This is a genomic window from Sphaerisporangium sp. NPDC051017 (genome assembly GCF_040683095.1).
In the GTDB taxonomy this organism is placed as follows: domain Bacteria; phylum Actinomycetota; class Actinomycetes; order Streptosporangiales; family Streptosporangiaceae; genus Sphaerisporangium.
Window position 1 is genome coordinate 1 of sequence record NZ_JBFBCI010000072.1, and the last position, 18,813, is coordinate 18,813.

Genomic DNA, 18,813 nt, shown 5'->3' on the forward strand with positions numbered 1-18,813 from the left:
CCCCAAGTGGCTCAGTCCGTCGAGACTCTCAAAGTCAAAAGATCAGCGACGACGAGAAGAAGACTTCTCCCCGTAATTCCCCGATCTGTCGATCACCCCAATAGCCCGATTGCCTTCACCGCTTGGGATCAAGGGAACTCGTCGCCCGCGACAAGGTCAACCTCGACATCACCTGGTTGAAGGATCGCAGTCTTGAGGACGCCGACAGCCTGCTGCCGCCCGAGGTGATCGCCCGTGAGATCGTCGAGGACCTCCAGGCGGCTCTCGCCGAGTTCGCCGCGATAGCCGAAGCCTTGGAGGCGCGGAAGGCAGGGGGCGCGGGGGACGTGGGCGAGGCAGGGGAGGTGTCAGCAGAGCAGCGGTGACGCCCGCGAGGTCCGGGACGAAAGGACCTCGCGCACTCGGCTGCCTCGGCCTCCTGGACGCCGGACGCGATCATGCCAAGAGGCCGTTGTCCCGCGCGGACATGTCAGGCGGACGGCGGTGCCGAGCGAGTTAGCCGCTCCGGCGCGTGGCCTTCCCGCCTCCTTCACCTCCACTGTGCGGTCTGTCGAGTTCACCGCGCTGTCGTGGGGCATGGCTCGCGAGGCAGGCGATTCGGTAGTCATGTGAGTACTCTCCGTTAGTAAAGTGGTGCGGGTCGCACGGCGAAGCGGCGTCCGTGTGCGTGCCTGGCCGAGGGGGAGATGTGACTGAGGGGCATCGTGTCTTGCTCGCCTGCCGGAGGCGTAGTGAGGTCTTGCGGGGGAAGGGGTTCACGTTCGAGCAGGTCGCGGACGTGCACGCGCTGGATCTTGATGACAGTCCGTTGTTGTTGCATCGATATGCCCATGGGCTGACTGCTGCTCAGGTCGTGGCGGCGTTCAATGATCTGGATCCGGCGGGTTCGGCGTCGATGCGTACGGCGCGGCTGTACGACCTGGAGGGGTGGCCGCAGGGCAGGCGTCGTCCCTCTCCGCGTGTGCTCGATCTGCTGGCGCGCATCTACCAGACCACGGCACGGCGTCTGGTGACCGACGAAACTTACAGCACTTACGGCGCTCACGACCGTGAGCTGATCGACGCGGCCGATTACCGTCACCTCGATCCCTTCCAGCGCGTTCGCCTCACGGCTGCCACGCCGGAAATTTCCCATGTCAGCATGGAACCGACCGCTGGAGCATGGCCGGTGCGGACCTCGGTAGCGACTTCCGGGGTACGGCCCGAGGCCTGTGCCGCCTTGTTCCGCGCTCTCACCGCCGAGGAGGCCGACGTGAAGCGACGCGAACTACTCTTCGAACTGGCGGTGGCCCTGGGAGGCGTTCCCGCGCTGCGCCTGCTGCGCCACCTCACCTCTGACGAGGAGGCACGGCTCGCACAGGCCGTCCAGGGGACCAGCCGTGTGGATGCCCAGACGGTGACAGCAGTCGAGAAGCTGATCGCCCAATGCTGGCAGATCGAGCAGACGTACGGACCCGCGAAGCTGCTTCCAGTGGCGGACGCGCAGCGCGGTGTCATTGCCGGTCTCCTTAGCCGTGAATCGCTCACACCCGCGCTGCGCGACCGCCTTGTCGTGGCCTACTCGGGTTTGTCCCACCTGGGAGGCTGGCTCTGTTATGACCTGGTGGACTACGTCGGGGCCGTCCGCCGATACGAGGAAGGGGTCGAGGCGGCTTACGAGGTGCGTGAGCCAGGCATCATCGCGCACCTCCATGGCTGCCTGGCCCATGTGGCGAGTTCTCAGGGAAAGCCGGCCAAGGCGCTCGACCACGCGTACGCCGCGCAGGCATGGGCGAAACAGAGCTCGAGTCGTCTCCAGCAGGCGGCCATCGCACATCCTCTCGCCCGAGCGCTGGCCGGCTCCGGTAAGGGGGAGGAAGGGATTCGCGTTCTCGATCGCGCGTGTGAACTCGCCAGCGCTCCTCGCACCGAAGCCGATCCTTCTCACCTCGCCTGGTGCACTCCGGAGGTAACGCACTACAACATCGGCTACTGTCTGGCGGCACTCAAGCGCTCGGACGAAGCGCTTCGGGCGGGAGAGCAAGCGCTGACGGGAATGGGAAGGTCATTCCCGAAGACGCGCGGACGCGCGCTTGTGGTGCAGGCGACAGCTTTGATCCAGAAACGAGAAATACAGGCTGCCACTCAGCGGCTTGGCGAGGCCGCTCAGATCATCGCCGAGCACAGTTCACTGCGCCTCGGTCACAGTGTCCGTACGGCCAGGCAGCAACTCCAGCCCTGGGCCACCAACACCTACGTCCGCGCCCTGGACGAGAAGCTTCGCGCCCTCGGAGTCCCGGCGTAACACCTCCGTCGTTCGGGCGTGCTCGGGACAATCTGCGCCGATCGTCGAGGAAGCTGACCCATGCAGGAAGACTCTGCGTCGGTGGCTGCTTCGGCGTTCGACGTGCACACATCTTCTACGCGGGCGGCGTCAAGGCGCAGCGAGACCGAGTGCTTCCTGCCTGGCAGCGGGACCATGAGAGCAGTGCCCGCAACATCGGGCTGCGACGTGCTCTGGACGAGAGCTTCGCGCGCGGTGTTGCTATAGGTCAAAGAAGCCGAAGCGATCGTCAGGAGGCGAGGTCATGAGCGGACGTGGCTTGGCCCACGAGATCGAGTTCGGGCCGTATACCGTCCTTGATCTTCATGAGCTTCCCGAGGACGGCAAGGGGTTCGAGCTTGAGGACGGGTGGCTGATCGAGGTGGCGGCCGGCTCCCGGGACAACTGGGTGGCCCGGAACCTGTCCCGGATCATCGAGGCGGCTGCGGTGCGTTCCGGGGCAGCGGTGATCGTGTGCGACGGAGGGGAGTGGGAGATCAGTACTCCCGCTGGGATCCGTAAGCCCGACGTCTTCGTCATCCCGCGTGAGGTCGCGCGGGCTGCGATCATCGATGAGTCACCAAAGGTGATTCCCGGCAGGGAAGTGCTTTTGGCCGTCGAGGTCGTTTCTCCAGGAAGCAGTAGCGAGCGTAACGACCGTGTGCGCAAGGTCGGGGAGTACGCCACTGTCGGCATTCCTCAGTACTGGATTGTGGATCACAATCCTGAGCCGCGGGTGCAGGTGCTGGTGCTGGGGGAGCGCGACGGGTACGTGGTGGCATCGTCCGTCGCAGCGGGGAAGGTCCTGACGAGCGAGATCGAAGCGAACAAGCCCTTCGAGGTTTCCTTCGATCCTGCCGCACTTCTCGAATTCTGAGTGACCATCCGCCGCCGGGTCAGGTGGCGTAGGTTCGGGTTGCGATGATCGCTATCGCTACCGTGGTGTATCTCGGGACGTCGCCAACATCGGGGCCCGGACGGGCGTCTCATGGGACAGGGACTCCGAAGGAGACGGTCATGCGCGTAGGGAAGGGCGGCCTCGTCGTGGCCGTCGCGGTGGGGCTGGCCGGGGTCGCCGCGCCCGCCGAGGCCAAACCTGTCAGGCCGGCGGTGGCGGGCGACGTCAACGGGGACGGGCGTGTCGATGTCATCGCCGGGTTGCCTCTCCTGAAAGTGAAGGGGAAGAGCGACGCGGGAGGCGTGGTCGTCTACTTCGGCGGCGCGAGGCAGGTCTCCACTCAGGGGCGGGTCGCTACGCTCGCCGGTCCCGCCGCACGGGAGAACCTCGGGCGGGTGCTCGCCTCGGGCGACTTCGACGGGGACGGCTACGCCGACGTCCTGGCGTCCGCCCGCAAGAAGCTCGTGGTCTTCCGCGGGTCGGCGACCGGGCTGCGCGGCGCGGACGCCAAGGTGATCACCTGGCCGGTGACCGAGCCCGCGATGGCGGCCGCCGACTTCGACGGCGACGGCTACGGGGACGTGGCCGTCGCCGGGAACAAGGAGGTCGTCGTGCTGCGCGGGAGCAAGGCCGGACTGCGGGTGGCCGGCCGCCTGGCCGACGGCGCCCCGCAGTTCGGCGCGAGGCTCGCCGCCGGCGACGTGAACGGCGACGGGCGTCGCGACCTCGTGGCGACCGAGCACCGCGTGGCCGTGCCGGACGCGGTCGGCCCCCAGCGGATCACCGTCGTGCCCGGCTCCCCTTCGGGGCTCTCGCTGAAGAACGCCTGGTCGATCACTCCCACTGAGCGGGCCGCCCGTGACCTCGCCGTCGCGGACGTGAACGGCGACCACAGGGCCGATCTCGTCCGGATCACCTCAGCCGAGGGCGAGAACTTCCGGGTGCTCGTCCAGCTCAGCCGGGGGAACGGGTTCGCCCCGGCGCAGACGGTGGCGACGGGGGACGGCTACCCGGTCAACGTGGGCCTCGGCGACGTCACCGGGGACGGCCGCGCCGACCTTGCCGTCCACATCGCCACCGAGGGCGACCACGACTGGGCCGTGCTGTACGCCGGGACGGCCACGGGCGTGGGCGCGGAGCCGATCCAGCGGTACGCGCACGACACCTACGAGACCAGGTACGGCACCAGCCTGCGCCTGGCCGACGTCCGCGGTGACCGCCGCGCCGACGTCATCGCGGGCCTGCCGGGCGTGTACGGCGTCGGCGCGCTGGAGGTCCTTCCGAGCGGCGCGCACGTGGGCGCGCAGAAGCTCCGCCTCAGCCTCCCCGGCGGCCTCGGCTCCAGCCAGCCCTCCTGAAAGACGGCGTTGACTGAGCTTTGGAGAATGCGGCCCGCCTCGGGCTTCCTCACCCGGCGTGACGCCAGCGGGAGGTGAAGGCTCGCAGGGCGGAGAGAGCGTCCGCCGCGAGGAGATCGGGATGGGCGGCGTCGCGCAGGTTGTGGTCGATGCCTTGGAGCACGACGCGTCCGGGACCAGTGGTGTGCGCCTTGTGCAGGGCCTCGGTCAGCGCGTCGGTGGTGGCGCAGGGGACCTGCGGGTCATTGGTTCCGCAGGTCAGCAGGACCCGGGTGCCGGCGCGCAGACGGCGCGCGACGTCGGGGGGATAGACGGCGTCGTCGGACTCGATGAAGCGCCGGTTGGTCCCCTGGAACGCCTGGAAGAGTTGGACGATGGGCGCCGGCAGGTCGGTGGTGTCGACCGGGCGGCGGGCGCGCAGGTCGACGATCGCGCGGTCGATGGCCGTGTCGATGGCGCGTTGCTGCTCGGGAGTGAACTGCCCGGCTTGGGTGGCCTTGGCGATCTGATCGTGCAGTTGGAGGGCGACCACATCCAGCAGGCGGAGCGCCTGCGGTTGCAGAAGCGCGAGGCCCGCCGGGCGCGGCCGTACCTCGTTGGCGAGCATCAGGGCGGTGAGAGCCCCTTCACTGTGCCCGATCACGGACAGGGCTCGCCGGTCGGTTTCGGGCTGCCGGAGCAGCAGGGTGTAGGCGGCCGCCGCCTGGCGCACGAAAGCCGGATAGTCGATGTTCTCCGGGTGCTCCGTGTAGGCGCCCAGGCCGGTCTTGCCGCTGCCGTACTTGTCGAAGCGCAACGTGATGATCTTGTCTTCGTCCAGTGCGGTCGCGAGCTTTGCCAGAGTGTGCGGCGTCAGCACCGGTGGCTGGTCGCCGTTGCGGTCGGTCGGTCCGCTGCCGGGCAGCAGCAGCGCGGCCGGCAGCCGCTGCCCGATGCGGTGTGCGGGCACGTGCAGGGTGCCGTAGGTCCGGGTGTCCTCGACGGTGAACACCACCTCGCGGTCCTCGGCCCGGACGTGGCGTGGCGCGGCTTGGGCGGGGATGGCGGCGATGACCGTCGTGGCGGCGGTCAGGAGCAGGGTGAGCGCGATTCGGCGCCGGGTCATGGGGGTTCCCTAGGGGGTAGGTCCGAGTTGGTCGTGTGTGCCTGCGACCGGGCAGGCGCGGTCAGGCCCGGGCGATGGCGCCTTGGATGAGCGCGACGGCGGCGCGAGGGTCGTCGACCTGGACGATGAGGCGGGCGTAGCGATCATCCGCCAGTTCGATGACGATGGCCTTGGCGGGGTTCTGGACGTCCCAGAAGATCCGTTCGCCGTCCAGGTGGAAGGTGCCGGCGGTGATCACGCCGGGCACGTGCGTCCCCGGGGCGCGGATGCCCTTGGATTCGTTGATCACGCCCGGATCGTCGGTGGCGCCGCGGACGTTGGAGAGCGGAATGGTCAGACGGCTCTTCAATGCCCAGAGCTTGTCCAGCCCCTCGATGACGACGACCAGCGTGTCGCCGTCGATGTGCACTCGTGCCACTTCGTGCTCCTTATGGGGAAAGGTCAGGATTGTGGGGGGCAAGGTGTCGCGCCAGAGCGGCGCCCGCCTGCTCGGATCCGGCACTGGATGACGCCGTCCTGGCCCGCAGTCGGAGTCCGAGCAGCGCCGAGGTCAGGGCGCCCGCCAGCCCAGGCGTGGGGATTCCGCCGGCCGGGCCGACGGCGAGCGCCTCGTCGAGGGCGTCCAGGACCGCGGTGACCTCGGCGGCGACCTCCGGGTCCGCCGGCGCGCGTTCGACCGCCGCCATCAGGAGCAGGTCCAGGGCCGAAGCGTCCCCTTGGCCGGTCAGCGCTCGGCGCGCCGCTTCGGCGAAGTCGTGGGCCTCGCCGATCGCGAGGATCAGCGGGCGCACCTGGTTTTCCGCATGCCACCGCAAGGCGGCCATGTACAGGCCCCGCTTGCTGCCGAACGTCTTGTACAGGCTGTTGCGATGTATGCCGAGGTGGGCGACCAGGTCGTCGATGGAGATGCCGTCGTATGCCCGGTGAGCGAACAGCGCCGCCGCCGCTCGCACCACCTCGGTCTCGTCAAAACCTCTCGGCCGGCCCATGTGGTGACCGTAGCGAGTTTAGGAACGATCAGTCAAGAACGATCGTTCCTAAACTCGCTGACCTCGCACGCCAGACGGGCCTCGGGGAGACGTGGGAGCCTCACATCACCGACGCCAGGCGTCGCACTCCCTCGACCAGTCGGGACAGCGGAGTCTCTCCGTAGGTGAGCCGCAGGTACGGACTGTCGCGTTCGGCCGTGAACCAGGCCGGCCCGGGGGAGATCATGACTCCCGCGGCCGGCGCGCGGGCGGCGACCTCGGTGTCGTCGTAGCCGTCCGGGAGCCGCACCCACAGGTGCCGGAGAACGATGCCGCGCTTTTACACGGCTGCGGCGGCTGCGCGTAGGGCGCGGTGGGTGAGGACTTGGGCGAGGTGTCTGCGGTAGTCGGGGGTGGCGTGGAGGTCGGTGGTCGGGGAGGTGTCCTCGTCGGCGTGGGAGGCGGCCTCGCGCAGGGGGTCGGGGCGGGTCGAGCCGTTCGCGGAGGTCGAGCCGTTACGGGAGACGGGCCCGGAGATGGACGCGGGAAACGATGCCGAGGTGGAGGAGGGGACGGTGGTGGAGGCGCCGGGGGGTGCGAGTTCGGCGCCCTGAGCGGCGGATTCCACGACGGTCGCGCGGAGCGGGGTCGGGCCCATGTTGGTGAGGCCGACCCGGGCCTCCTCGACGCGGCGGGTGCCCGTGGCCGACATGGAGACCTTCACGGCGGCGGCGACGCCGACGATGGCCCAGGCCTGGGCGGTGCGGTGGAACTTCTCGTAGTGGAAGCCCCAGCCCTCGCCTAGCTTGGGCACGCGCACCCCGGTGACGAGTTCGCCCGGTTCGAGCGCGGTCTCCAGGTAGTCGGTGAAGAAGTCCGCCGCCGCGACCACCCGCTCACCCGTCGTGGAGCGCAGGACGAACTCCATGTCCAGGGCCACCGCGACGGCGGGCAGGTCCCCGGCGGGGTCGGCGTGGGCGAGGGAGCCGCCGAACGTCCCCCGGTGCCGGACGGCGGGGTCGGCGACGGTCGCCGTGGCCAGCGCCACCAGCGGGCATCCGGCGCGGACGACCGGCGAGCGGACGACCTCGTCGAGGGTGGTGGTGGCGCCGATGTGGACGTGGCCGCCCTCGTCGCGGACGCCGCGCAGCTCGGGCAGCCGTCCGACGTCGACCAGCACGCTGGGGTAGGCGAGCCGCAGCCGCAGCAGGGGCAGCAGGGACTGCCCGCCGGACAGCACCTTGGCCTCCTCGCCGGCGTCGGCCAGCACCTCGACGGCCTCGTCCATGGAGGACGCGCGCACGTAGTCGAAACTCGCCGGGATCATGACATACCTCCGCATACCGCTGGCCGCAGGTAACGCTCGGCGACCTCATGCGTCGCCTCCGCGTTTGCCTCGACAGGACGTGTCGTAGGTGGGCGGGATCCCAAGGCGCCCGGGCCGGCCGCCGCCCGGACCTGGACAGGGCGTCGCGTCGGCGGGTGGGCTCCATCCGCCGCTCGCCGCGCCCGGCGAAGGGGCTCGTGGGCAGGGGCGATCATGAGGCGGCTCCCTGGACCGCGCGCCACACCCGTTCGGGTGTGCACGGCATCGGGACGTCGCGCACGCCGTACGGGCGCAGCGCGTCCACGACGGCGTTGACCACGGCGGGCGTGGAGGCGATCGTGCCCGCCTCGCCGACGCCCTTGACCCCGAGGGGGTTGCCCGTCGCGGGGCTCTCGGTCCTGGCGGTGACGAACTCGGGCAGGTCGTCGGCGGACGGCAGCAGGTAGTCGGCCATGGTCGTGGTGAGCAGGTTGCCCTCGGAGTCGTAGACGGCCTCCTCGAACAGCGCCTGCGCGATGCCCTGGGCGAGCCCGCCGTGCACCTGGCCCTCCACGATCAGCGGGTTGATCACCTTGCCGACGTCGTCCACCGCGACGTACGACCGGATCCTCGTGGCCCCGGTCTCGGTGTCGACCTCCACGGCGCACAGGTGGGTGCCGTGGGGGAAGGAGAAGTCCTCGGGGTCGAAGGTCGCGTCGGAGTCCAGGCTCGCTTCGACGCCGTCGGGCAGGTCGTGCGCGCCGAACACGGCCAGCGCGATCTCCTGGATCGTCGTGCCCGCGTCGGTGCCGCGCACGCGGAACGTGCCGCCGGAGAACTCGATGTCCTCGGCGGACGCCTCCAGCATGTGCGCGGCGACGTGCCGCGCCTTCTCCTTGACCTTGTCGCACGCCCGCACCAGGGCGACGCCGCCGACCGCGAGCGAGCGGGAGCCGTAGGTGTCCATGCCCTTGTGGGCGACGGCCGTGTCCCCGTGCACCACCGCGACGTCCTCGAACGGCACGCCGAGCGCGTCGGCGGCGATCTGGCTCCACGCGGTCTCGTGGCCCTGGCCGTGCGGGCTGACGCCGGTCACCACCTCGACCTTGCCGGTGGGCAGCATCCGCACGGCCGCGTACTCCCAGCCGCCGGCGCCGTAGCTGAGCGAGCCGAGCACCCGGCTCGGGGCGAGTCCGCACATCTCGGTGTAGGTGGAGACGCCGATGCCGAGCTGGACGGGGTCGTGCCGGTCGCGGCGGCCGGCCTGCTCGGCCCTGAGCTCGTCGTAGCCGAACAGCGCGAGCGCCTTCTCGGTCGCGGCCTCGTAGTCGCCGGAGTCGTAGGTCATGTTCGCGACCGTGGTGTACGGGAACTCCTCGCGGGTGATCCAGTTGCGCCGCCGGACCTCGATCGGGTCCAGGCCCAGCTCGGCGGCCAGTTCGTCCATCAGCCGCTCGATGGCGAACGTCGCCTCGGGACGGCCCGCGCCGCGGTAGGCGTCGGTGGGCATCTTGGTGGTGAACACGCCCGTGCAGGTGAAGTCGTAGGCGTCCATCTTGTAGATGCCGTTGTACATGAAGGCGCCGAGGATCGGGATGCCGGGCGTGATCAGCATCAGGTAGGCGCCCATGTCGGCCAGCAGGTCGACGCGCAGGCCCCGCAGCCGCCCGTCGGCCTCGGCGGCGAGTGAGAGGCGCTGGATCTGGCCGCGGCCGTGGTGCACGGTCAGGTTGCCCTCCGAGCGGGACTCGGTCCACTTGACGGGCTTGCCGAGGCGTCTGGTGAGGAGGAGCAGGAGCACCTCCTCGGCCGTGACCTGGAGCTTGGAGCCGAACCCGCCGCCGACGTCGGGGGCGATCACGCGTAGTTTGTGCTCCGGGATCCCGGTCACCGTGGCGAGCATGATCCGCAGGATGTGCGGGACCTGGGTGGAGGAGTGCAGCGTGAACGCGTCGCCGTCGGTCTGCGCCGCGACCGCGCGCGGCTCCATCGCCGTGGGGATCAGCCGCTGCTGGACGAACGTCCGCTCGACCACCACGGGCGCGCCGCGGAACGCCGCGTCGATGTCGCCGGTGCCGAACTTCCAGACGTACGCGCGGTTGCCCTCCTCGTGGACGCGGGGCGCGCCGTCGTCGAGGGCCGCGTTCATGTCGAGCACGGCGGGGAGCGGCTCGTAGTCGATCTCGATGGACTCCAGCGCGTCGTACGCCCGGTACCGGTCGGTGGCGACGACGCAGGCCACGGCCTCGCCGGCGTACCGGACCTCGTCCACCGCTATGGGCGGGTGCGCGGGGACGACGATGTCCTCGGTGACGGGCCACGCGCACGGCAGGCTGCCCTGTTCGCCGGCGAGGTCGCGGCCGGTGAACGCGGCCACGACGCCGGGCCTGTGCAGGGCGGGGGAGGCGTCCACGCGGGTGATGCGGGCGTGCGCCATCGGGCTGCGCAGGAACGCGACGTACAGCATGCCGGGGAGCTGGATGTTGTCGGTCCACCGCGTGCGCCCGGTCACCAGCCGGGCGTCCTCCTTGCGCCTGCGCGCCGCGCCGACCTCGTGGGCGTCCCGCGCGGGTTCGCCGGGCTCTCCGCTCTCGGCGATCCGCCGGGCGACGATCCCGGCGTCGAGTTCCTCGGTCATGTCGTCACCTCCTGGTCGCCCATGGCCCGCGCGCCGCGCCGTACGGCCTTGACGATGTTGGAGTAGCCCGTGCAGCGGCACAGGTTGCCCTCCAGGCCGTGGCGGATCGCCTCGTCGGAGGGGTCGGGGTCGTCCTTGAGCAGGTCGATCGCGGCCATGATCATGCCGGGGGTGCAGTAGCCGCACTGGAGGGCGTGCTCCTCGTGGAAGGCGCGCTGCATGGGGTGCCAGGTGGCGCCGTCGGCCAGGCCCTCGATGGTGAGGAGGTCGCTGCCGTCGGCCTGCACGGCGAGGACGGAGCAGCTCTTCACGCTCCTGCCGTCCATCATGATCGTGCAGGCGCCGCAGTTGCTCGTGTCGCAGCCGATCGGGGTGCCGATCTTGCCGAGCCGGTCGCGCAGCAGGTGGACGAGGAGCAGACGTGGCTCCACCTCCTCCTCGTGCACGACGCCGTCGACGGTGACGGTGATGCGGGTCATCGCTCCTCCAAGCACGCGGGCCGGACGTCCATCGCCGTGCGCCGGACTGTGCGCCCCTCGCGGGAGGCGGCCCGCCGTGGGGTGCCCAGAGGTCACATGGTGGCGAGCGCACTGACGGTGAGAGATTCGACGTTGTGAGAGCCGACAAAGCGAACGTACGCCCCTGAGGTGCACGGTCAACCCCCAGGGCTCGGAGAGCGCGGCCGTCCGGCCACGCCGCTTCCGTATCGTCCCGTCGAGGGCGGTCGCTCCACGATGGGGACGGTCATTCGAGGGGGAACGGCCGGCCCAGTTCCGCCGGTGGCCGGGAGCCGAAGACGCGGCGGTCGGCCTCCGCGATCGGCAGATCGTTGATGCTGGCCTCGCGCCGCCGCATCAGGCCCGCCTCGTCGAACTCCCACAGCTCGTTGCCGTAGCTGCGCCACCACTGGCCGTCCGTGTCGTGGCACTCGTACTGGAACCGGACGGCGATGCGGTCGCCGGTGAAGGCCCACAGCTCCTTGCGCAGCGCGTAGTCCAGCTCCCTGGCCCACTTGCGGGAGAGGAACCGGGTGATCTCCTCGCGGCCGGTCATGAACTCCGACCGGTTGCGCCACACCGAGTCCGGTGTGTACGCGAGGGCCACCTGGTGCGGATCCCGGGTGTTCCACGCGTCCTCCGCCGCCTGGACCTTCGCCCGCGCGGACTCTTCGGTGAACGGCGGCGTGATCGAGGCCATCGTGGATCCTCCCAGGTCGGACGGGTCATGGCCTGGGCATACCCACGTGCGCGGCGTCCTTCCCCGGTCTGCGGGGCGGGACCGTCAGCGCTTGCGGACCGCCTTCGCGATGATCGCCACGAACCCGGCGAAACCCAGTCCGACCAGCAGGATCAGCGCCATGAGCCGCATGTCCGGCGGTGGCCCGGTGAGGTAGCGGATGCCGACGCCCACGAACAGCAGGCCGCAGAGCAGCGACAGCCAGTCGGTCTTATGCCGCACGGCGCACCTCGACGTCGCCGATGCCGGCCTTGACGTGCAGCTCGATCACGGCGGGGGCGTCCTTGGGGGTCACGTCCGGCTCAAGGATCTTGTCGTGGTGGACGTCCGTGCCGCCCTGCACGGCATGCTCGATCTTGACGTCGCCGAGCCTGGCGTAGCCGTACACCTCGACGCGCGCCGTGGCCGGGACGATCACCTTCAGCTCGCCGATCGACACCGAGGCGTCGAAGCGCGTGCGCGACCCGGGGGCGAGCTTGGTGTCGCGCAGGTCGAGCGTGCCGTCGCCGATGCCCACCGTGTAGGCGCGGACGGCCTGGGAGCTGTCCAGCGGCTCCCATGTGTAGCTGCCGATCTTCTTCGGAATACCGTTCACCGTCGACCCCGCCACCAGGACAATTGACATCAATGTGCCGGTCGCCACGAGGCCCGCGCCCCGGCCGAACCACGTCGCCATCAGGAGCCCGGCGCCGATCGTGATGAGCACGGCTGCGCCCACCACAGGAAAGTTGAGCGTGCTGGAGGACGACTGCGTGGCGACCATGATCCCTCCGACCACGAAAGCGGCGAATATCGTTATGCCGCCGATGAAAGATTTCGGGCGCTTGGGCCGGGCCGGGGCCGTCGCGGCGCGCCTGGTGTAGGCCCAATCGTGCGGCTCGTACGCCTGCGGCGGGCCGTACGTGCTGCGGGAACCGTAGGGGCTCTGAGAGCTGTACGGGCTCTGAGAACCGTACGGGCTCTGAGAACCGTACGGGCTCTGAGAACCGTACGGGCTCTGGGAGCTGTACGGGCCGTGCGGGGCGAAAGGCTCGCCCGAGGAGTCGAACCCGCCGGGACGGGACTCGCGGGCCAGGTCGGACAGGCGGCGGTACTCCGGCTGAGGCTGGTACGCCTCTCGCGCGCCGGGGGCGGCCTGCCGTGGGTCGGCGGGCGCGTCCAAAGGCGGCGGAGAGTCGGCGGGGGCGTCCACGGGGGCGTCCACGGGCTGGTCCACGGGAGCGTCCGCCGGGGTGGCGCTGTGCGCCTGCTCAGGCTGCCCGGACCTCTGCCCGAAGGTCCGCCCGAGGGTCTGACCGAGGTTCTGCGTGAAGTTCTGCGTGAAGGTCTGCGCGTTCTGCGCGAGGTTCTGCGCGACGGTTTGGGCGTACGCGCCCGGGTCCTGAGGGCCGTGCGCCCAGGGCCCCGGCACCGGCTCGACGCCGGGCCTGCCCTTCACCCGCTCGGGCAGGCTCTTGGTCATGGCCAGCAGGTCGACGCCCCGCCCGTGCGCCGCGAGCAGCGCGATGGCGAGCAGGGTGCCGACGGCGATGGTCGAGGTGCCGATGCCGTCCGCCGCGACGTTGATCACGACGCCGAGCGCCAGGATCGCGGCGAGGATCGCCATGACGGTCTCGGCGTCGAAGATGCGGCGGCTCCACTGCTCGACGTAGCCGGGGCCGCCGTTGGTGTTCTTCATGAGCAGGAAGGCCGCGACGTACAAAATGATGCCGATGCCGGACCCGACGACCAGCACGGCGAAGCCCACCCGGAAGATCACCGGGTCCATCCGCACGTAGCGGCCGAGCCCGGCGCACACCCCTGTGAGCATCCGTCCCTCGTCGCTACGCTGGAGCACGCGCCGCTCGTCCGGGGCCTCCCCCGTCTCGTGCGTCGTGCCGGCACCGCCTGCTTCGGTCATGGAACCATCGTGGCCGCCGCCACCTCCGGCTCACCATCCGGGGAACCCCTGACTCGTCCCGGACCTCTCAGGGCATGAGTCAGGGAGCGCCCTGATGCGTGCCGGGCCCTTCACATGTGACGATGCTCGAGAGATGTCTGAGACCCCCACCCTTCCCGAGGCCTACCCTCGCCTGATCCGCCCGCTGCGCGGCCGGGTCGTCGCGGGCGTCGCCCACGGGGCCGCCGCCCAGCTCAACCTGGACCCTGTCGTGCTGCGGCTCGCGTTCGTGCTGCTCAGCGTGCTGGACGGGCTGGGCGTCCTGGCGTACGCCGCGCTGTGGATGTTCACGCCGCGCGAGCCGCTTCCCGCCGGGGAGCCGCCGAGCCGCGACTGGGGCCAGGCGACCGCGTACGGCGTGCTCGGCATCGCCCTGACGTTCTTCGGCTGGCTCACGGGCGCGTCCACCGGCGGGGTCGGCACCTGGTCGATCGCCGTGGGCGGCATCGGCGCGCTGATCCTCTGGCAGCAGGCCGACCCCGGCCGCCGCCAGCGCTGGATGACCGACGCGGTCCGGCAGGTGCGCAGGTCCTGGATTCGCACGGGCATCGGCCTGGTGCTGGTCGTGATCGGCGCGATCGGCTTCCTGGCCGCGCAGGGCAAGCTGGCCGAGGCCCGCCCGGGGCTGGTGTTCACGGCCGTCGTCGTCGGGGGCATCGGGCTGATCGCCGCGCCCTGGCTGACCGGCCTGTGGAAGGAGCTCCAGAAGGAGCGCAGGGAGCGCATCCGCCAGGAGGAGCGCGCCGAGATGGCCGCGCACGTCCACGACTCCGTCCTGCACACGCTCACGCTGATCCAGCGCAGCGCGCACGACCCGTTCGAGGTCACACGCCTGGCCCGATCGCAGGAGCGCGAGCTGCGCAACTGGCTGTACCAGCCCAAGTCCGACGCCGACGCGACGATCGCGGCGGCCGTGCGCCGGGCGGCGGCCGAGATCGAGGACGAGCACGGCATCCCCATCGAGATCGTCTGCGTGGGCGACTGCGACCTGGACGACGGGCTGCGCGCAATGTTGCAGGCGGCCCGGCAGGCGATGGTCAACGCGGCGAAATACGCTGAGGCGCCGGTCATCTCCGTCTATGTCGAGGTGGAGGCGGAGGAGGTCACCGTGTTCGTCAGGGATCGCGGCAAGGGGTTCAACATGGACGACGTTCCCGACGACCGCATGGGCATCCGCCAGTCGATCATCGGCCGCATGGAGCGGCACGGTGGCAGCGCGCGGGTGAAGACCGAGCCCGGCGACGGGACCGAGGTAATGCTGACGATGAAACGGGAGAAATCGTGATCTGCGATCCGACCCGGTGTGCGAGGGAGCTGTGACGATGGTCAAGGTACTGATCGTGGACGACCACCGGCTCTTCCGGTCCGGCGTGCGCGCCGAGCTGGGCCCGCAGATCGAGGTGGTCGGCGAGGCCGAGGACGTCGAGTCGGCCGTCGTCGCCATCGAATCCCTCAAGCCCGACGTGGTCCTGCTCGACGTCCACATGCCCGGGGGCGGCGGCCAGGAGGTCCTGCGCCGGGTGCTCGGCTCGGGGGCGCAGGTCCGTTTCCTCGCGCTGTCGGTGTCCGACGCCGCCGAGGACGTCATCGGGGTGATCCGCGGCGGCGCGCGTGGCTACGTCACCAAGACGATCAGCGGCAAGGAGCTGACCGACGCGATCGTCCGGGTCTCGGAGGGCGACGCGGTGTTCTCGCCGCGGCTGGCCGGGTTCGTGCTGGACGCGTTCGCCTCCACCGAGGCGCCGTCGATCGACCCCGAGCTGGACTCGCTGACCTCGCGCGAGCGGGAGGTGCTGCGGCTGATCGCCCGGGGGTACGCCTACAAGGAGATCGCCAAGGAGCTTTTCATCTCGGTGAAGACGGTCGAGACGCACGTCTCGTCCGTCCTGCGCAAACTTCAGCTCTCCAACCGCCACGAGCTGTCTCGCTGGGCTACGGCGCGGCGTCTCGTGTAAGTCTCGTGTGAGTCCGGCGCGCGGGCGTGGCGGGTCCGCCAGGATGGGATATGTGAAGCGCCGCACCCTCCTCCCGTTTCTCCCGTTATTTCTGGCCGCGCTGCTCGCCTCGGGCTGCGGCTCCGCCGGGCCCGTCCAGGAATCCGGCCCCGGCGGGGACGCCGAGCCCGCCCCCGCGTCCTCCTCACCGAGCAGCTCCTTCGGGCAGAACTTCGAGGAGGACGTGCAGCTCGCGCGCACCCTCACCGAGCGGTTCTGGCAGGGGAGGTTCGAGGCCGCGGGCCGGGTCTACCGGCCGATCGAGGCCTTCGAGGCGTACTCCGGTGCGGACGGCCCGGCCTGCGGCGACCAGTCGGCCGTGCCCGAGAACGCCTTCTACTGCCCGCTCGGGCACTTCGTCGCCTACGACGAGGCGTGGATGCGCAAGCTGTACGAGAACGGCGGCGACGGCGCGGTGTACGTGATCATCCCGCACGAGCTGGGACACGCCGTCCAGGCTCAGCTCATGAGCGACTTCACCCTCAACGTCCAGCGCGAGCTCCAGGCCGACTGCTACGCCGGGGGCGCGCTGTCCGGCATGATCGACGCCGGGCAGATCGAGGCCGAGCCGGGCGACGACGAGGAACTGCTCGCCAACCTCGCAGCCGCGGGCGACCCGACCGACGAGTGGCTGCGGCCCGACGCCCACGGCACCCCCGCCCAGCGGCAGCAGTCCTTCGCCAACGGCTTCAACAACGGCGTTGACGCGTGCTGAAGTGTGCCCGGCCTACGCCGCGACGGTGAGCCGCGACCGGGCCCGGCTACTCCTGGCGGCGCGGACCGGCTAATCCTGAGGACGGATGTGCCGCGCCCGGCGGGCCCGTAGTCTGGCGGTCTGGCAGGCGGCCCCGCACCCGGGGGCCAAGGGGGTCGGCAGGGGAGACGACGCACGCGGGGCCACCAGCGGGGGCCGCGCGGGCCGGGAGGTGGTTCATGGATACGCGGGCCGCTCGCGAGGCGGGCTGGGCGAGCAGAGGGGCGTGCCGGGCGGCCGATCCCGAGCTGTTCTTCCCCGACGCGCCGTTCCCCGAGCAGGAGGCGAAGGCCAAGGCCGTGTGCGCCTCGTGCCCGGTCATCCTCGAATGCCGGGCCTACGCCGTGCGCGCGGGCGAGCGCGAGGGCATCTGGGGCGGCCTGACCACGGCCGAGCGCCGCAGCCTGCGCTTCCCCCCGGGCTGGGGCCGGCGAGCCTCGTGACCGATTCCCTTCTCGGGCGCGTCGCCGCCCCGCGCCTGGAGACCGGTGCCCGCGTCATGCCCGCTGACCTTCTCAGCGTCCTCGCGCCGCGCCTGGAGGCCGGTGCCCGGCTCGCGCCCGTCCTCAAGACCGATTCCGCCTTCGCGCGGGTCGTGGTGCCGGGTGTGGGTGTGCTGGTGGCGGCCAACGTGCTGAACAACCGGGTCGCGCGGCGCCTGGCGCCCCTGACCTCGGCCGTGGCCGCGGGCACGCTGGTGGCGCTGGCCCGGCGCGCGGGCCTCACCTGGCAGGAGATGGGCTTCACCGACCCCACCCGGGGCGCGAAGATCGGCGGCGCGCTGGCCGCCGCCGTCGCCGTCGTCTACACGGCCGGGGTCCTGACCCCGCGCACCCGCCCCCTGCTCCTGGACGAGCGCGCGCTGCGGCTATCCCGGGCCCGCCTGGCCGAGGAGGTCCTGGTCCAGGTGCCGCTGGGCACCGTCCTGCTGGAGGAGGTCGCGTTCCGCGGGGTGCTGCCCGCCGCGCTGCGCCGCGCCTGCGGCCCGGTGGCGTCCGTCGCGGGCGCCTCGGCGCTGTTCGGGCTGTGGCACGTCCTGCCCTCGCTGGACATGGCGTCCGCCAACCCCTCCCTCGGCCGGCTCGCCTCGGGCGAGGCGGGTTCCGCGCGGCCTGGGGCGGGTTCCGTGGGGTCTGAGGCGGGTTCCGCGCGGCCGGGAGCGGGGGCGGTCCGCGTCGTCGCCGGGTCGGTGGCCGCCACGGGCCTGGCCGGCGTGGCGTTCCACGAGCTGCGCCGACGTGGCGGACTGCTCGCGCCGGCGCTGCTGCACCTGGCCACCAACACGCTGGGGTACGTCGCCGGACGGGCCGCGCGCCGGCTCGCCCGCGCCCGGCGCGGCTGTGCCTATTGCCGCGCCTCCGGCACGGCGGTTCGGGGCGCTCTTTAGGCGGCGTTCTTCCGTCGTCACTCGGAAGGGGTTCGTTCCTCCAGAACACCGCCGCGCCCCGAACAGGTCAGCCGGTGGGGACGACCAGGAAGCCCTCGGCGTAGCGGCCCTCGGGCAGGCCCGCCGCCTTGGCGTTGGCCGCCAGGAAGCCCCGGACGAACTGCTCGATGCCGTCGGCGACGTGCGCGGTCTGGCTGACGTGCGCCCGCAGGGCGGCGATCTTGCGGTCGACGGTCTCGGTGATGTCGACGTAGTGGTTGCCGTTCTGCCCGCCCGTCAGCCACACCTCCTTGACCGACCACGCCTCCAGGCCCTCGTCGTTCAGCAGTTCGGGGAAGGCGTACGGGTTGCGCGCGTCGGGGTAGACCGCGTCCAGCGTGGCGCCGCCGACGGCGCGGTGGTCGGGGTGGCTCGGCTGGATCCGGGCGTAGTTGCGTTCGGGGCTCGAGGTGATCACACGGTCGGGACGCACCTGGCGGATCACCCGCGCGATGTCGCGGCGCAGGCCCAGGGTCTGCTCGACGGTGCCGTCGTGGTAGCCGAGGAACCGCAGATCGCTGACGCCCACCCGCTTGGCGGCCTCCGTCTGCTCGGCGCGCCGCAGTTCGGCCATGCCGCCGTTGTCCAGCTCGCGGTCGAAGCCGCCCGCGTCGCCGTCGGTCACCACGCAGTACACGACGCGGATCCCCTTGTCGGTGAACGTGGCCACCGTCCCGGCAGCGCCGAAGTCCACGTCGTCGGGGTGAGCGGTCACCACGAGAACGGTGCTGACCTCGGCATCGTCAAGTGCGGTCACGATGATCCTCCTACGTTCGCTACGCCGGTCACAAACGGCATCAACCCGATATTTCCAGCGTCTCGCATGAGCGCAGGCACTATCGAGCCGATCCGGTGGTGAATCAGGGGCGGCAGGGGTCGCCGAAGCGGC

Annotated in this window: 20 protein-coding genes; 9 read left to right on the forward strand and 11 right to left on the reverse strand. The window is 70.9% G+C overall.

The annotated features are described in order from the left end of the window. Positions 1 to 122: 122 nt before the first annotated feature. From AB0M95_RS35530 to AB0M95_RS35545, 4 genes are all read left to right on the forward strand, one after another. Positions 123 to 365 (forward strand): hypothetical protein, encoded by a 243-nt coding sequence (locus AB0M95_RS35530; protein ID WP_363774467.1) that lies wholly within the window; start codon positions 123 to 125, stop codon positions 363 to 365. A 413-nt stretch (positions 366 to 778) separates the two neighbouring features. Then, entirely contained in the window at positions 779 to 2,284 is a 1,506-nt protein-coding gene (locus tag AB0M95_RS35535; RefSeq protein WP_363774469.1) for a hypothetical protein, read from the forward strand. A gap of 283 nt (positions 2,285 to 2,567) precedes the next feature. Further along, positions 2,568 to 3,179: a Uma2 family endonuclease gene (locus tag AB0M95_RS35540; RefSeq protein WP_363774472.1), complete on the forward strand. Its 612-nt coding sequence runs from the start codon at positions 2,568 to 2,570 to the stop codon at positions 3,177 to 3,179. A gap of 140 nt (positions 3,180 to 3,319) precedes the next feature. Then, the gene (locus tag AB0M95_RS35545) at positions 3,320 to 4,558 is read left to right on the forward strand and encodes a VCBS repeat-containing protein (protein ID WP_363774475.1); all 1,239 of its coding nucleotides are present in this window, start codon (positions 3,320 to 3,322) and stop codon (positions 4,556 to 4,558) included. Positions 4,559 to 4,607: 49 nt separating this feature from the next. Here the strand turns inward: AB0M95_RS35545 and AB0M95_RS35550 are convergent, their stop codons facing one another. From AB0M95_RS35550 to AB0M95_RS35595, 10 genes are all read right to left on the reverse strand, one after another. Further along, complete coding sequence (locus AB0M95_RS35550) at positions 4,608 to 5,663, reverse strand: alpha/beta fold hydrolase (RefSeq protein WP_363774478.1); 1,056 nt, start codon at positions 5,661 to 5,663, stop codon at positions 4,608 to 4,610. A gap of 61 nt (positions 5,664 to 5,724) precedes the next feature. Continuing rightward, entirely contained in the window at positions 5,725 to 6,081 is a 357-nt protein-coding gene (locus AB0M95_RS35555) for a hypothetical protein (RefSeq protein ID WP_363774480.1), read from the reverse strand. A gap of 10 nt (positions 6,082 to 6,091) precedes the next feature. Then, entirely contained in the window at positions 6,092 to 6,652 is a 561-nt protein-coding gene (locus tag AB0M95_RS35560; RefSeq protein WP_363774483.1) for a TetR/AcrR family transcriptional regulator, read from the reverse strand. A gap of 100 nt (positions 6,653 to 6,752) precedes the next feature. After that, positions 6,753 to 6,941, reverse strand: a complete 189-nt coding sequence (locus tag AB0M95_RS35565; protein ID WP_363774486.1) for a hypothetical protein — start codon at positions 6,939 to 6,941, stop codon at positions 6,753 to 6,755. Positions 6,942 to 6,971: 30 nt separating this feature from the next. Further along, positions 6,972 to 7,958, reverse strand: a complete 987-nt coding sequence (locus tag AB0M95_RS35570) for a xanthine dehydrogenase family protein subunit M (RefSeq protein ID WP_363774488.1) — start codon at positions 7,956 to 7,958, stop codon at positions 6,972 to 6,974. A 211-nt stretch (positions 7,959 to 8,169) separates the two neighbouring features. Next, a complete protein-coding gene (locus AB0M95_RS35575; RefSeq protein WP_363774491.1) occupies positions 8,170 to 10,575 on the reverse strand; it encodes a xanthine dehydrogenase family protein molybdopterin-binding subunit in 2,406 nt (801 codons plus the stop codon). Next, positions 10,572 to 11,054 carry a (2Fe-2S)-binding protein gene (locus tag AB0M95_RS35580; RefSeq protein WP_358524281.1) on the reverse strand — a complete coding sequence of 161 codons (483 nt, stop codon included), beginning with the start codon at positions 11,052 to 11,054 and terminating at the stop codon, positions 10,572 to 10,574. Before AB0M95_RS35580 ends, AB0M95_RS35575 begins: the two co-directional genes overlap by 4 nt. A 265-nt stretch (positions 11,055 to 11,319) precedes the next feature. After that, positions 11,320 to 11,772, reverse strand: coding sequence for a nuclear transport factor 2 family protein (locus AB0M95_RS35585; RefSeq protein WP_363774494.1), 453 nt, complete (start codon positions 11,770 to 11,772; stop codon positions 11,320 to 11,322). A gap of 84 nt (positions 11,773 to 11,856) precedes the next feature. After that, the gene (locus AB0M95_RS35590) at positions 11,857 to 12,033 is read right to left on the reverse strand and encodes a hypothetical protein (protein ID WP_363774497.1); all 177 of its coding nucleotides are present in this window, start codon (positions 12,031 to 12,033) and stop codon (positions 11,857 to 11,859) included. Then, positions 12,023 to 13,711 carry a PspC domain-containing protein gene (locus AB0M95_RS35595; protein WP_363774500.1) on the reverse strand — a complete coding sequence of 563 codons (1,689 nt, stop codon included), beginning with the start codon at positions 13,709 to 13,711 and terminating at the stop codon, positions 12,023 to 12,025. The genes AB0M95_RS35590 and AB0M95_RS35595 overlap by 11 nt, the downstream gene beginning before the upstream one ends. 133 nt (positions 13,712 to 13,844) lie before the next feature. Between AB0M95_RS35595 and AB0M95_RS35600 the strand changes: the two genes are divergently transcribed. The 5 genes from AB0M95_RS35600 (at position 13,845) to AB0M95_RS35620 (ending at position 17,885) form a co-directional block, all read left to right on the forward strand. Further along, complete coding sequence (locus AB0M95_RS35600; protein WP_363774503.1) at positions 13,845 to 15,035, forward strand: PspC domain-containing protein; 1,191 nt, start codon at positions 13,845 to 13,847, stop codon at positions 15,033 to 15,035. Positions 15,036 to 15,072: 37 nt separating this feature from the next. Continuing rightward, the gene (locus tag AB0M95_RS35605) at positions 15,073 to 15,705 is read left to right on the forward strand and encodes a response regulator transcription factor (protein WP_363774506.1); all 633 of its coding nucleotides are present in this window, start codon (positions 15,073 to 15,075) and stop codon (positions 15,703 to 15,705) included. Between the two features lie 52 nt (positions 15,706 to 15,757). Further along, positions 15,758 to 16,459 (forward strand): neutral zinc metallopeptidase, encoded by a 702-nt coding sequence (locus AB0M95_RS35610; RefSeq protein WP_363774509.1) that lies wholly within the window; start codon positions 15,758 to 15,760, stop codon positions 16,457 to 16,459. A gap of 218 nt (positions 16,460 to 16,677) precedes the next feature. After that, entirely contained in the window at positions 16,678 to 16,941 is a 264-nt protein-coding gene (locus tag AB0M95_RS35615) for a WhiB family transcriptional regulator (protein WP_358524264.1), read from the forward strand. Continuing rightward, on the forward strand, positions 16,938 to 17,885 hold the full coding sequence (locus AB0M95_RS35620; protein ID WP_363774512.1) for a CPBP family intramembrane glutamic endopeptidase: 948 nt from the start codon (positions 16,938 to 16,940) through the stop codon (positions 17,883 to 17,885). Before AB0M95_RS35615 ends, AB0M95_RS35620 begins: the two co-directional genes overlap by 4 nt. 67 nt (positions 17,886 to 17,952) lie before the next feature. Here AB0M95_RS35620 and AB0M95_RS35625 read toward each other — a convergent pair whose 3' ends face one another. Beyond that, positions 17,953 to 18,684: a PIG-L deacetylase family protein gene (locus AB0M95_RS35625; RefSeq protein ID WP_363774553.1), complete on the reverse strand. Its 732-nt coding sequence runs from the start codon at positions 18,682 to 18,684 to the stop codon at positions 17,953 to 17,955. Positions 18,685 to 18,813 lie beyond the last annotated feature (129 nt).

Bases quoted from the DNA above. Each gene is read 5' to 3' on its own strand.
- AB0M95_RS35580 (WP_358524281.1), bottom strand. From the start codon at position 11,054: ATGACCCGCATCACCGTCACCGTCGACGGCGTCGTGCACGAGGAGGAG.
- AB0M95_RS35545 (WP_363774475.1), top strand. From the start codon at position 3,320: ATGCGCGTAGGGAAGGGCGGCCTCGTCGTGGCCGTCGCGGTGGGGCTG.
- AB0M95_RS35550 (WP_363774478.1), bottom strand. From the start codon at position 5,663: ATGACCCGGCGCCGAATCGCGCTCACCCTGCTCCTGACCGCCGCCACG.
- AB0M95_RS35575 (WP_363774491.1), bottom strand. From the start codon at position 10,575: ATGACCGAGGAACTCGACGCCGGGATCGTCGCCCGGCGGATCGCCGAG.
- AB0M95_RS35560 (WP_363774483.1), bottom strand. From the start codon at position 6,652: ATGGGCCGGCCGAGAGGTTTTGACGAGACCGAGGTGGTGCGAGCGGCG.
- AB0M95_RS35600 (WP_363774503.1), top strand. From the start codon at position 13,845: ATGTCTGAGACCCCCACCCTTCCCGAGGCCTACCCTCGCCTGATCCGC.
- AB0M95_RS35595 (WP_363774500.1), bottom strand. From the start codon at position 13,711: ATGACCGAAGCAGGCGGTGCCGGCACGACGCACGAGACGGGGGAGGCC.
- AB0M95_RS35570 (WP_363774488.1), bottom strand. From the start codon at position 7,958: ATGATCCCGGCGAGTTTCGACTACGTGCGCGCGTCCTCCATGGACGAG.
- AB0M95_RS35585 (WP_363774494.1), bottom strand. From the start codon at position 11,772: ATGGCCTCGATCACGCCGCCGTTCACCGAAGAGTCCGCGCGGGCGAAG.
- AB0M95_RS35540 (WP_363774472.1), top strand. From the start codon at position 2,568: ATGAGCGGACGTGGCTTGGCCCACGAGATCGAGTTCGGGCCGTATACC.
- AB0M95_RS35605 (WP_363774506.1), top strand. From the start codon at position 15,073: ATGGTCAAGGTACTGATCGTGGACGACCACCGGCTCTTCCGGTCCGGC.
- AB0M95_RS35615 (WP_358524264.1), top strand. From the start codon at position 16,678: ATGGATACGCGGGCCGCTCGCGAGGCGGGCTGGGCGAGCAGAGGGGCG.